Raw genomic sequence first — 12825 nt, forward strand, 5'->3', positions numbered from 1 at the left:
ATTAGCTCAAATTGTTTTGCTGGCATCATGTTTGATGTCCAAAATTTTGTTTCGTTCACTAACTCAAGGTTAGTTACTAAAAACTTTATTGATTACGTTTTGCTTGTTCAGTTTTCAAGGTTCATTTTTTCACTTACTGCGTCACCTCTTGGCGACTTATACATAATAACATCGATTATTCATGAAAGTCAACACTAAATCATAAGTTTTTTTAAGAACTTTATTTTTTCATATCAATTATGCCTCGGCATAATTGCGTCCGGAGGCTTTAGGCCAACACGATGTTGGTCACTCAGTCGTTGCCACAGGACGTGGCGTTCTTAGACTGAGTTCCTCTAAGGTGTTTGGACACCCGCTGAAAAGTAGCTTAAATCCGCATTCATCTCACCACCTGTAGAGGTGGAAAACTTCTTCTGAAAGAAGTTAAAAATATAGAAACGAGGTCGTTATGATGGTTCGTAAAACATTGATTTCACTATTTCTAATCGTAATACTGTTTTTCTTTATAAAGCCGATAAATTCTACTATGATTTCTGTATTCAACATTGCTGATGCTCCAGCAGTTGTAACAAAAGGACATTATGGTACATCACTTATTGTCGAAATTTCTTTCTCTGATGATACCCTGTTGGACTGGCTTAAAACTGTAAAAGAACCTTATCCGCTTCTATTGTTAGATGCTGCATGGATTGAACGTTCACCTGAGCACCTAAAAATCATTCAAGAGCGAAAACTACCTACAGGATTATTAGGACCTGAGGATTCAGTGGATAAGCCCATTGATCTTGCCATCGTTCAAAAAGATATTAAAATTTACGAAAAGCATTTTCAAGAAACACCACTTTGGTTTGCAACACGAAATCACCAGTATTCGCAAGATTTACAAAACAACTTATTTCAACAGCAGATGAATATACTTTCTCCTTCTCTAATCTGGAAAGGTGAAAAGACACCTAAATTACAAAAGGGAGATTTTGTTTTTATGTCTTTACAACAAAATAATAAAATCTCGTTTAAAGAGCTGAATACATTTCTACAACAAAATAAATTTATGTCGATTGAGGAAAATATATTCGGCTATAAAGTTCAAACTAAAAAATCACCATAAAAAAGAAGTTGCCTCCAACTAATAGAGGCAACTTCTTTTATTAATTATGCCTTGGCATAATTGCGTCCGGAATCGGCTTTGTGCTTAGGCCTGCAAATGTTTTTTGTGCGCGAAAGCGTAGCGGCAGCGGCAACAGCACCGAAGTTGGTCACTCAGTCGCTGCCACAGGACGTGGCGTTCTTAGACTGAGTTCCTCTATTTCAGAAGGTGTTTAGACACCCGCTGAAAAACAACTTAAATCCGCATTCATCTCACCACCGACAGAGATGGGCGGCTTCTGTACCTGACGCTTCGCTTTCGCTACAAAAGACATTTGTAACTGACCTTTCACTTTCGCTACGAAAACACTTGCTGAAAGATGTTAAATTATGCGTTTTTAGCTTGCTCACGACGCGCTTTGCGGCGTGCTTCTAATTTTTGACGATCTTCTTCAGATTTTGCATTATATTTTGGTAATACTAATAATTGATAAGCATTTACAGCGAGTAGTGGGAATAGTAAAAGTGCAACATACTCGTTAATATTTTCATCGCGACCCATTAATGCAATTGTCCATTCCAGTGTTGTAACGACAATCATAAAAAATAATGCCGAAATGAACACATGTTTTTTTCTTGTTAATTTTACTTTTTGAATAGCTGTTGCTAAAGCACCTACTATTAATACAATTAACAAACCAACATAGAATAACCAGCTTTGTCCATCTTTTACACCTGGTATAAAGCGGAAGAATATAATATCAAAAATAGTAATAACAATCAATAATAGCTGTACCCAATTCCATAATGTAAGTGTTCTAAAAATATTTACTCCCACTTGATGGAGCGTTAAATAAGCAAAAAAGCCCGCTTGTGCAATAACACTCATCGTAAATCCTAAGAAAACCATCCATAAAAGCCCGGCCAAAAATTCACCCCAGTGACCGTTTGTTATGTATGGTTGAAAGAAGTCCCATCGAATAAATAAACTGCAAATTCCGTTGACTGCGCCACCAACGAGCATTGCAAAGAAGAAAAACTTTGCCCAATTTCGTATCGTCACAACTAAAAGTCCCCCAATTTCTCAATATATATCTGTACTTATTTTAACAATGCATTGTTAAAAAAGCTATTTCTCATCGTAACCAATACATAAAGTCATCATAAATGTGAACAATAATTGAAAGAGTCTATTTATAGAAAGGACTGATGATTAATGCGAAAATTCTTCTTACTACTAATCCTAATGCTTTTTCTTTCTGCCTGTTCACAAGATAAAGCCTCTACCATGTCCTATGATGAAATAAAAAAAATAATGATCGACTCTTTACAAACCGAGGATGGTAAAAAGGCGTTGCGAAAGCTTTTAGAGGAACCAAGTTTCCGTGAATTATTGGTTTTAGAGCATGATGAAGTGAAAAAAGCTACCGAAGCTACCCTACTTTCCAAAGAAGCAGAAGACTTTTGGAAAAAAACATTCGAAGATCCAAAATTCAAGGAAACTGTAGCTAAAAGTATGCAAAAGCAACAACAGGATATTATGAAGGAATTAATAAAAGACCCCTCTTTCCAAAAAGATATGGAGGCTTTCTTTGGCCAGCCAGATATGCAAAAGCAGTTAGAGACTATTTTAAAATCCTCCAATATGAGAAAACAAACGGAGGAAATCGTCAAGGAGACGATTGAAAGTCCGCTTATGCAAACGAAATGGCAGGAGCTTATTAGGAAGAGCGCTGGCGAGACAGGTAAAGCTGGCGGCGGTAAAAAAGAGGCTGGCGGCAGTGGTGGAGGTAATGAGCAAAAAGGCTCTGAGTAACCTCTCACATATGAAAAACGGATTTCCTCCATTGTTAGAGGAAATCCGTTTTCATTATTCTTTATTTATTTAATTTATTAATGATGTTCGTCGCGATATCTAAATAAATTTGTCCTGTTGTGTGTTTTTCAGCATAAACTGAAGGTGCAAAATCTTCCTCTGACCAGTCAGGCTGACCAAGAGGAATTTGACCAAGTAGCTCTGTACGTAGTTCTTCTGCTAACTTAGGACCTCCACCTTGACCGAATACGAATTCACGGTCACCTGATTTCGATTCATACCATGCCATGTTTTCAATAACACCTAAAATTTCATGATCTGTTTGTAAAGCCATTGCACCTGCACGAGCTGCAACGAACGCTGCAGTTGGATGCGGTGTTGTTACGACAATTTCTTTTGAAGAAGGAAGCATTTGATGAATATCTAATGCAACGTCACCTGTACCTGGTGGTAAATCCAATAGTAGATAGTCTAGCTCACCCCATTCTACATCACGGAAGAACTGATCTAACACTTTACCTAACATTGGTCCACGCCATACAATCGGTGCATTATTTTCAACAAAGAAGCCCATTGAAATCATTTTCACACCTAAACGATCAACAGGGAAAATTCGATTGTCTACCACTTTAGGCATATCTGTAACACCCATCATATCAGGCACACTGAATCCATAAATATCAGCATCAATTAAGCCAACCTTTTTACCTAAACGAGCTAATGCAACAGCTAAGTTAACTGATACTGTAGATTTCCCTACACCGCCTTTACCAGAGGCAATTGAAATAACTTGTACTGTGCTAAGTGGAGATAAAATATCTTGTGCCTCAGCCTCAGTTGCTACACCACGGAAGCTTTGTAGTTTCTCTGCTGACAGCTCTTCGAAACGAATACCGACTGTATTTGCACCCGCTTCTTTCAAAACTTCAACAACTTTCATTTGTAGCTGTAATTGTTCAGGTGTATTTGTTTTAGCAATCGCAATTTTTACACTAACGTGATTCTTCTCTTCTTTTATTGCTATATTTGTAATACCGCCTGTTTCTGCAAATGATTTATGTAAAAATGGATCTTGTAGTTGTCCTAATATTTCTCGTACTTGTTGTTCAGTTATCACGACGAACACTCCCCTTATATTATCTCAATGTTAGTATATCATAATGACTTGATTTACGTTGTGTAGTTGCTCTATTCAATTTTTGCTAATAAATACTCTTCTATACCTTCAACAATAGCATCTCCCATTTTTTCTTGGTATTTCTTATCAGTTAATAGTGCACGTTCCTCATCATTACTTATAAATCCTGTTTCTACTAGTGCAGCAGGTACCTCAGCTTTTTTCAGTAAATATATTTGTTGTATAGACATTGCTTCTCGGTCTGTATTTTTCAAATTAGTGCGAATGGAATCTTGAATGCTCTTTGCTAATAATTCACTTTCAGCATGTCCTTCTTTATGATAAAACACTTGTGCTCCACGCCATTTTGTTTCTGGAATGGCATTTGCATGAATTGTAATAAAAATATCCGGTTTTTCATTTTCTACTATGTCTTTTCTTAAAAAGATATCCTGCTTTTTTCGTTCTCTCAATGTTCCATACTTTTCTGATGACGCGTGCTCATCAATAACATCGCCACCTTTTGTTCGTGTCATTACGACTGTTGCGCCTTTTTTCTTTAATTGCTTCTCCACATGCTGCGCAATTGCAAGTGTAATATCCTTCTCAATTACTTCGCCCTTCGAAGCACCTCCATCCTGACCTCCGTGTCCCGCATCAATGACAATTTTTACGCCACCAAGTGGGTCCGGTAAGAAGAAGTTACGGTTCGAAGCATTCGTTTCATATGCCACGACCACTATACTCATTAGCATAATTACTCCTAGTGCAAGCCAGCGCTTCACCCATATCCACCACCCTTTTACAGATAGTGTACGAAGTTAGTGATTGAACTATGCCAGAAAGTAAAAAAAACTCTCAAGTATTCAAGTTGAGAGTTTAACTTGTAATGGAAGATACTTTTTTAGTAATGCTTAAACGGCATTAATCCATTAATGATACATGGACTAAAGCCGTTAAATTTTATTTTAGTGTAAATTCTGGTTTAAACTTACCTGCATAAGGTTCATGCTCAACAAATACTGTTATATCCTTACCGTCTTTATCTTTACCAGTTCTCATATATGTGAATTTCTTATTATTTAGCTCAGTAATTTCGAGCACAGCCCCATATTTATTGTCACCAATTGAAACATGAGCTCTTAATTTATTCCCATCGATCACATTAAAGTATCCATAGTCGCCACGACTTTTACCTGTTTCAGGATTAAAAAATTCATATTTATTCGTATTAGCATCATATTTCGCAATGCTAATAAAATTTGTATTATATTGCGTTACATCATTTTTGTTTGTATCTAATACAACTGTTCCTTGCCAAAGCGTACCAGCTAAAATTTTATCTCCATCTACGTCCTGAACAATAGAGCCTGTAGAATTATTTAATTTCTTATCTGGTGCGGTAAACGTTAAGTGTTTTTCCTTATAAGGGACATGCTCAACGAATACCTCTACATCGCTACCATTTGCATCTTTCCCCATTCGTTTATAAGTAAACATTGCATTTGTTAGCTTAGTTATATCCACAATTTCTTGGTATTTTTTCGTTTCTGAGATCAATATTCTATGCTTTCCATCATTCGTAAAAAAGAAAATTCCTTTATCGTCAATGCTTCCAGCTGTATTCGGATCGAAGAATTCATAGCGTCCTGAATCAGCGTCATATTTCGCAAGGCCCATTAAATTTGAATTTTCTGCTGTTAAGTCTTTATTATTTTTATCGTAAACTTTTGTGGCTTGCCAATCTGAACTACTAAGAATTTTAGCCTTCGCCTGACCGTCTGTTATTTCTACCTGTCTTTGATTTGCATTATTTCCTGTTCTTACTTCTTCAGTTTTTTTTACATCAGTCTTATTACCACATGCACCAAGAAGCGCCAGTGCCGCAATTGATAATATTAATAACTTTTTCATCTATTGACCTCCATTTTCAGAATAAACAACCTGAAAATAGTATCAGCCATTTCTATATAAAATACACATCGCAATTGCTATTTATACAACAACAGTGCCACAGGATATCTTGAAACACTTGCACTTGAAGTATTGCCAAATAAAAAAACCCCTTCTCGAAAATTCGAGAAAGGGCTTGAAACGTTGATATAACAACGATATTAACGTTTTGAGAACTGAGGTGCACGACGAGCGCCGCGTAGACCTGGTTTTTTACGTTCTTTCATGCGTGAATCACGAGTAAGTAATCCAGCAGATTTTAATGCAGCACGGAAATCTGGGTCTACTTGAAGTAGAGCACGAGCGATACCGTGACGAACTGCACCAGCTTGACCAGTGTATCCACCACCGTTAACGTTTACGTGGATATCATAGCTTCCTGTAGTTTCAGTAGCTACTAATGGTTGTTTAATTACTTCACGTAAAGCAGCGAATGGTACGTATTCTTCGATTTCACGTTTGTTGATAACAATTTTACCTGTACCTGGTACTAAACGTACACGAGCTACAGAGCTTTTACGGCGACCAGTGCCGATGTATTGAACTTGTGCCAAAGTAATATCCTCCTCTTAATTTATATTATCCGCGAAGCTCGTAAGCTTCTGGTTTTTGTGCAGCATGTGGATGTTCTGTTCCAGTGTAAACGTTAAGTTTAGTGAACATTTTGCGACCTAAAGAGTTTTTAGGAAGCATCCCTTTAACTGCTAATTCGATCATTCTTGTTGGGTACTTATCTAGCATTTCACCAGCAGTACGAGTTTTTAAACCACCCGCAAATTGAGTATGGTGACGGTAAAGTTTACCCTCTAATTTGTTACCAGTTAAATGGATTTTGTCAGCGTTGATGATGATTACGTGATCACCTGTGTCAACGTTTGGTGTGAATGTTGGTTTATGTTTACCACGTAAGATAGCAGCTACTTCAGAAGCTAAACGTCCAAGAGTTTGGCCTTCTGCATCAACTACTAGCCATTTACGGTCTACTTCGTGACCTTTAGCCATGAATGTTGTACGCATGTATATATCCTCCTAATCGATTCGATTACCGTTATTTTTCATTAAACTACACTATAAGTTTTCGGGGCTTATTTGTGGTGGTAATGAAAATACCATCTGTTATCATATAATGAATGACTTTTAAAGTCAAGCAATTTCAATAAACACCTGGAGAAGTTGTTCAGATTCACTGATTGTTAAAATTAGGCTTTATTTTGTAAAACACAAAAAATTCCCCAGTTGTTCTTCTTAATGACTCATCCCATAACATGGGGTTGATTTCCGTTCCGGCTGGGCGCTTTGTTGCTGACGCTTCGCTTTCGCACAGAGCAAAGCTTCCTGGGGGCGTCCGATGAGCCGCTTGGGCCAACACGATGTTGGTCACGAAGGCGTTATCACAGGACGTGATGGTTTTAGCCTTCGTTCCTCTATTGCTAATCCCCAAGGAGTCGCCCAGCCTCCACTCCAATCAACTCTCTTATCAATTTCTCCTTGGCATAAATGCGTCCGGATTACATCCATTGAAAGAGAACCACATCCACATTCATCACACCACCTTAAGAGGTGGAAGTTTTCTAAGATAAATGGCATGCGTTCCAACAAGCGGCATCTTAACTTTTGGTGATGAACCTTTTTAATAGAAGACTTTCTCAAGATACAGACCTTGAGGAGGTGCAGTCTTGCCCGCCTTATCACGATTCATAGAATTAACGACCAACTCCACGTTCTCAATGTCACGACGTCCTATACCCACTTCCCACAGTGTGCCTGCAATAATACGTACCATATTATATAAGAAGCCATTTCCTTCAATCACCATATGAAGCTCTTCACCGTACCATTCAAATTGTAGTGTAGTCACTGTACGGACCTTATCTTTGACACTTGTATTGGCTGCACAAAAGCAAGAAAAGTCATGTGTACCGATAATAGCCTTTGCAGCTTCCTGCATTGCCTCAATATTTGGTTTCACACCATTTGTCTCTACAGTGTATTGTCTGCGGAATGGACTCTGTACAGGCTCACATGACCATATATATCGGTACCGCTTTCCTGTTACACTGTAGCGCGCATGAAAATCAGCAGCTACTTCTTCCATCGACATTACCCGAATATCTCTTGGCAGTTGAACATTTAATGCCTTCATGTATTTATCAACTGGAATCGCAAGTGGTGAATCAAAATGCAATGTTTGGCCTGTTGCATGCACTCTTGCATCTGTACGTCCACTAGCTGTTACCTTTATCTTTTCCCCTTTATGCATAATGGCTAGAACACGCTCAATCTCAGCCTGTACTGTGCGCTCTCCAGGCTGTACTTGATACCCAGAAAATTGCGTTCCATCATAACTTATAATTGCTTTTAATCGTCGCATCAAGCTTACTCCTTTTAACTTCTATAGAAGAATAGTAAAACGGCCATTGCTACTAATAACACAAGTGAAAATGTATCACTCATATCCCATTTTAGCTTGCGATATCTCGTACGCCCTTCGCCTCCACGGTAGCCTCTTACTTCCATAGCTGTTGCTAAATCCTCGGCTCGTTTAAAAGCACTGACAAAGAGAGGTACCAGTAATGGCACAACCGCTTTAATACGATCCTTTATTGGTCCAGAAGATAAATCCGAACCACGTGCCATTTGTGCTTTCATAATTTTATCTGTTTCATCCATTAATGTTGGAATAAAGCGCAATGAAATAGACATCATCAAAGCTAACTCATGTACTGGCACTTTCACCGCTTTTAATGGATTTAACAGTACTTCAATGCCATCCGTAATGGAAATCGGTGATGTTGTAAGCGTTAAGATAGATGTCATAAACACTAGAACTAGGAAACGTATCGAAATAAAGATCCCTTGTCGAATACCTCCTTCGTAAATGGTAATAAACTTCCACTCAAATACTAGGGCACCTTCTTTCGTCATAAATATATGAATTAAGAAGGTAAATGCCATTAAAAAAATTACTGGTTTTAGACCATTAATTAAAAAATACAGACGAATATTTGATATTAGCACAATGAGTAAGGTAAAAGCTAATAGCAAGGCATATGTCACTGTGTTGTTTGCTAAAAAAACAATAATAATGAATGCAAACACAAATATAAGCTTTGATCGTGGATCGAGCTTATGAACTGGAGAATTTCCGGGAAGGAAGCGACCAAATATCATTTTCTCCATCATGACTGTCCACGCTCCTCTCTTAGTACCCGAGCAATTTCAGTTGCTAGCTCTTCTTCGGTTAAGCAGATCTTTGAGAAGGATTTGTTTATCATTGTTTCGATTTTTTGTTGAAAGCGTACGATACGAGGTGGTTCTAAGCGGAAATTTTTTAATGTCTCTCCATCTTTGAAAATTTCTTGCGGTGTGCCACTTAGTACATTTTTCCCTTCATGCATAATGACAATATTGTCTGCATAACGAGCTGCGTCCTCCATACTGTGCGTTACAAGAATCGTTGTTAGGCCACGTTCCTTGTGTAGCTTATAAAACATATCCATAATCTCTTTCTGACCGCGTGGATCAAGCCCTGCAGTTGGTTCATCTAAAACAATAACTTCAGGTTCCATCGCTAAAACACCAGCAATTGCTACCCTGCGCATTTGTCCCCCTGATAAATCAAAAGGTGATTTTTCAAGTACGTCGTCTGGTAAGCCTACTAAGCCTATAAGTTCTTTTGCTCGTGTTTCTGCCTCTTGCTCTGACACACCAAAGTTCATAGGACCAAACATAATATCCTTTAATACGGTTTCTTCAAACAGCTGATGCTCCGGGAATTGAAACACAATACCAACCTTTTGACGTACAGCCTTTAAATCCTTCGCCTTTTTTCCAGCTACAACAATGCGATCTCCAATATGTACTTCCCCAGAGGTTGGTCTTAGAAGTGCATTAAAATGCTGAAGAATTGTCGATTTACCGGAACCCGTATGTCCGATAATTGCCTGATACGTATGTGAAGGAATTTCAAAATCTACATCGAATAATGCACGTTTTTCAAAAGGTGTGCCCTGTGAATAGGCATAGCTTACTTGTTGAAGTTTGATGTCCATAAATCATTCACCAACTCTTCTTCTGTCATATGTTGTCCCATTAATGGAACACCTTCCTTTTGCAATAACTTTGATAACTTCATGGCGAACGGTAAGTCTAGTCCAAACTCAACTAGCTTGTCCCCAAGTGCAAAAATTTCACCAGGTGTACCCTCAGCAAATTTCTTTCCATCATTCATAAAGAGAACACGATCTGCAAGCATGGCCTCCTCTAAATCATGCGTAATAGATATTACCGTTAACCCTGTTTCAGCACGTAAAGTTTGCACTGTGTGTAATACCTCAGCACGCCCTTGTGGATCTAGCATAGAAGTAGCTTCATCTAAAATAAGGAGCTTTGGTTTCATCGCAAGTGCGCCTGCAATGGCAACACGCTGCTTTTGACCACCTGATAAGTGATGTGGTTCATGGTCTAAAAAACCGCTCATTTTTACTTGCTCAAGTGCTGCATGTACACGTTCTACCATCTCTTCAAACGGTACTCCGTTATTTTCAAGAGCAAAAGCAACATCATCCTGCACTGTCGCTCCAACAAATTGATTGTCTGGATTTTGGAAAACCATGCCGATCTGTGAACGGCTTTCCCATAGGTTTTCTTCACTTAATGGTTCACGTAATATACGTACGTCTCCCTGCTGTGGGTATAACAAACCATTCATAAGCTTTGCAATGGTGGATTTACCAGAACCGTTATGGCCCACTATGGCAATCCATTCCCCTTCCTGAACCGCAAAGCTTACATTTTCAACAGCATTGCGACTTTCTTTTTCTTCTGGTGTATATGAAAATGTCACATTATTTAATGATAAAATTTCTGGCATTTCTAGAACTCCTCTCTACATGCTCAGCTCTACTAACTAACTTACACTTTTTTATGTATGAATTCTACTACAATCATTATGTCGATAAAAGAAAAGTGCTAAAATCACTTTTCATTCAAAGAGGACTAAATATAATTTATAGGATACATCGAATTTTGGAGTGAAGCACCCCAAACATCCCGGTGACTGCCATTCTATAAATCAGCCTATAAAAAAAAGCACCACTAAATTGGCGCTATCATACTTCCCTAAAAAATAAAAAAGCGCGCACCTCATTCAATAGAAATGCGCTAGTCGTTACATTTTCAAGAAACACGGGTGCTCAAGCCCTTGTTCCGTCTGAATGAGGTGCGGAGAGCTAAACGAGACGCCACACAACAGTGTCCGCTCATCATAACGCTCAGCTTAATTATTTGTCGTATAAATCGTTTATAAAAGAAAGAGGGTGGTGATTCCACCCTCTTCACCACTTGTCTTCTATTATGATTAAACTAATTCAATCACTACAACAGGTGCACCGTCACCACGACGAGGACCTACTTTAAGAATACGAGTGTAACCACCTTGACGCTCTGCATAACGTGGTGCAACATCATCAAATAACTTTTGAAGTGCAAATGAAGTTGTTTCGTTACCTTCTGCATCAGTAGTTGTTACTAGTTCACGACGGATGAATGCAGCAGCTTGACGGCGTGCATGTAAATCACCGCGTTTACCTAAAGTAATCATTTTTTCAACAGCTTTACGTACTTCTTTAGCGCGAGCCTCAGTAGTTTCGATACGCTCGTTGATGATTAAATCAGTAGCTAAGTCACGTAACATCGCTTTACGTTGAGAACTTGTACGACCAAGTTTTCTGTAACCCATGGATGTTTCCCTCCTTTATAAAAAATATCTGATCTTGTAAGTTTTGTTTAAATCGCTTAGTCTTCTTTGCGTAACCCTAAACCAAGCTCTTCTAACTTCGCTTTTACCTCTTCAAGTGACTTACGTCCAAGGTTACGAACTTTCATCATATCGTCTTCTGACTTATTCGCAAGTTCTAGTACTGTGTTAATACCAGCTCGTTTTAAGCAGTTGTAAGAACGAACAGAAAGATCAAGTTCTTCGATAGTCATCTCTAAAACTTTTTCTTTTTGATCTTCTTCTTTTTCGACCATGATTTCAGCAGTTTGTGCCTCGTCTGTCATGCCAACGAAGATGTTTAGATGCTCGGTTAAAATTTTTGCTCCGAGCGAAATCGCCTCTTTCGGACCGATGCTACCATCTGTCCACACATCAAGAGAAAGTTTATCGTAGTCAGAAGACTGACCTACACGAGTATTTTCCACTTGGAAATTGACGCGTGATACTGGAGTGTAAATAGAGTCGATCGGGATCACGCCGATAGGAAGATCCTCACGTTTGTTTTGATCAGCAGGAGTGTAACCACGGCCGCGTTGTGCATACATACGCATACGTAAATGACCGTTTTTAGCGATTGTTGCAATATATAGATCCGGGTTTAAAATTTCTACATCACTGTCATGTGTAATGTCAGCAGCTGTAACTGTACCATCGCCTTTTACATCAATCTCAATAACTTTTTCTTCGTCAGAGTAGATTTTAAGAGCTAGTTTTTTCACGTTCAAAATAATTGAAGCTACATCCTCTACAACGCCTTCTACAGTTGAGAATTCGTGAAGAACACCGTCAATTTGAATTGAAGTGACAGCAGCTCCTGGTAATGAAGACAGAAGGATACGACGTAAAGAATTACCCAAAGTGTTTCCATATCCGCGTTCAAGCGGTTCTACAACAAACTTTCCATATTTGGAATCTTCGCTGATCTCCACCGTTTCAATCTTTGGTTTTTCAATTTCGATCATTTTATTTACCCTCCTTCAAAACATCGAATGTATAGGTTCTTTCCATCATAGATTCGATCGTCAATGACGTATCGTTTATTATCTGCACAAGACAGTCTGTACAAAAAATGAT

15 protein-coding genes are annotated in these 12825 nt (G+C 38.5%); 3 read left to right on the forward strand and 12 right to left on the reverse strand.

Going from position 1 to position 12825, the window contains the following annotated elements; genetic code table 11:
- Positions 1–448 precede the first annotated feature (448 nt).
- Entirely contained in the window at positions 449–1108 is a 660-nt protein-coding gene (locus ACYQ73_RS18240; RefSeq protein WP_460013793.1) for a hypothetical protein, read from the forward strand.
- Positions 1109–1474: 366 nt separating this feature from the next.
- Here ACYQ73_RS18240 and ACYQ73_RS18245 read toward each other — a convergent pair whose 3' ends face one another.
- Positions 1475–2149, reverse strand: coding sequence for a KinB-signaling pathway activation protein (locus ACYQ73_RS18245; protein ID WP_460013794.1), 675 nt, complete (start codon positions 2147–2149; stop codon positions 1475–1477).
- A gap of 153 nt (positions 2150–2302) precedes the next feature.
- Between ACYQ73_RS18245 and gerD the strand changes: the two genes are divergently transcribed.
- Positions 2303–2902, forward strand: coding sequence for a spore germination lipoprotein GerD (gerD, locus tag ACYQ73_RS18250; RefSeq protein ID WP_460013795.1), 600 nt, complete (start codon positions 2303–2305; stop codon positions 2900–2902).
- A gap of 61 nt (positions 2903–2963) precedes the next feature.
- Here gerD and ACYQ73_RS18255 read toward each other — a convergent pair whose 3' ends face one another.
- From ACYQ73_RS18255 to rplM, 5 genes are all read right to left on the reverse strand, one after another.
- The gene (locus ACYQ73_RS18255; RefSeq protein WP_460013796.1) at positions 2964–4019 is read right to left on the reverse strand and encodes a P-loop NTPase; all 1056 of its coding nucleotides are present in this window, start codon (positions 4017–4019) and stop codon (positions 2964–2966) included.
- Positions 4020–4090: 71 nt separating this feature from the next.
- The gene (locus tag ACYQ73_RS18260) at positions 4091–4804 is read right to left on the reverse strand and encodes an N-acetylmuramoyl-L-alanine amidase (protein WP_460013797.1); all 714 of its coding nucleotides are present in this window, start codon (positions 4802–4804) and stop codon (positions 4091–4093) included.
- Positions 4805–4982: 178 nt separating this feature from the next.
- Positions 4983–5933 (reverse strand): DUF4822 domain-containing protein, encoded by a 951-nt coding sequence (locus ACYQ73_RS18265; protein ID WP_460013798.1) that lies wholly within the window; start codon positions 5931–5933, stop codon positions 4983–4985.
- Between the two features lie 200 nt (positions 5934–6133).
- On the reverse strand, positions 6134–6526 hold the full coding sequence (rpsI, locus tag ACYQ73_RS18270) for a 30S ribosomal protein S9 (RefSeq protein WP_004233744.1): 393 nt from the start codon (positions 6524–6526) through the stop codon (positions 6134–6136).
- Positions 6527–6551: 25 nt separating this feature from the next.
- Positions 6552–6989 carry a 50S ribosomal protein L13 gene (gene rplM, locus ACYQ73_RS18275; protein WP_004233742.1) on the reverse strand — a complete coding sequence of 146 codons (438 nt, stop codon included), beginning with the start codon at positions 6987–6989 and terminating at the stop codon, positions 6552–6554.
- Positions 6990–7320: 331 nt separating this feature from the next.
- Here rplM and ACYQ73_RS18280 point away from each other — a divergent pair, with 331 nt between their 5' ends.
- Positions 7321–7593, forward strand: coding sequence for a hypothetical protein (locus tag ACYQ73_RS18280; RefSeq protein WP_460013799.1), 273 nt, complete (start codon positions 7321–7323; stop codon positions 7591–7593).
- A gap of 9 nt (positions 7594–7602) precedes the next feature.
- Here ACYQ73_RS18280 and truA read toward each other — a convergent pair whose 3' ends face one another.
- The 6 genes from truA to ACYQ73_RS18310 all read right to left on the reverse strand — a co-directional run bounded on the left by truA (position 7603) and on the right by ACYQ73_RS18310 (position 12713).
- Complete coding sequence (truA, locus tag ACYQ73_RS18285) at positions 7603–8343, reverse strand: tRNA pseudouridine(38-40) synthase TruA (RefSeq protein ID WP_460013800.1); 741 nt, start codon at positions 8341–8343, stop codon at positions 7603–7605.
- Between the two features lie 14 nt (positions 8344–8357).
- Positions 8358–9155 carry an energy-coupling factor transporter transmembrane component T family protein gene (locus ACYQ73_RS18290; protein ID WP_460013801.1) on the reverse strand — a complete coding sequence of 266 codons (798 nt, stop codon included), beginning with the start codon at positions 9153–9155 and terminating at the stop codon, positions 8358–8360.
- A complete protein-coding gene (locus ACYQ73_RS18295; protein ID WP_460013802.1) occupies positions 9152–10024 on the reverse strand; it encodes an energy-coupling factor ABC transporter ATP-binding protein in 873 nt (290 codons plus the stop codon). The genes ACYQ73_RS18290 and ACYQ73_RS18295 overlap by 4 nt, the downstream gene beginning before the upstream one ends.
- Positions 10000–10845 (reverse strand): energy-coupling factor ABC transporter ATP-binding protein, encoded by an 846-nt coding sequence (locus ACYQ73_RS18300; protein ID WP_460013803.1) that lies wholly within the window; start codon positions 10843–10845, stop codon positions 10000–10002. Before ACYQ73_RS18300 ends, ACYQ73_RS18295 begins: the two co-directional genes overlap by 25 nt.
- Positions 10846–11331: 486 nt before the next feature.
- On the reverse strand, positions 11332–11712 hold the full coding sequence (gene rplQ, locus ACYQ73_RS18305; protein ID WP_012296051.1) for a 50S ribosomal protein L17: 381 nt from the start codon (positions 11710–11712) through the stop codon (positions 11332–11334).
- Between the two features lie 56 nt (positions 11713–11768).
- Positions 11769–12713 carry a DNA-directed RNA polymerase subunit alpha gene (locus tag ACYQ73_RS18310; RefSeq protein ID WP_004233733.1) on the reverse strand — a complete coding sequence of 315 codons (945 nt, stop codon included), beginning with the start codon at positions 12711–12713 and terminating at the stop codon, positions 11769–11771.
- Between the last annotated feature and the right edge of the window lie 112 nt (positions 12714–12825).

This window comes from Lysinibacillus sp. CTST325 (assembly GCF_054665055.1).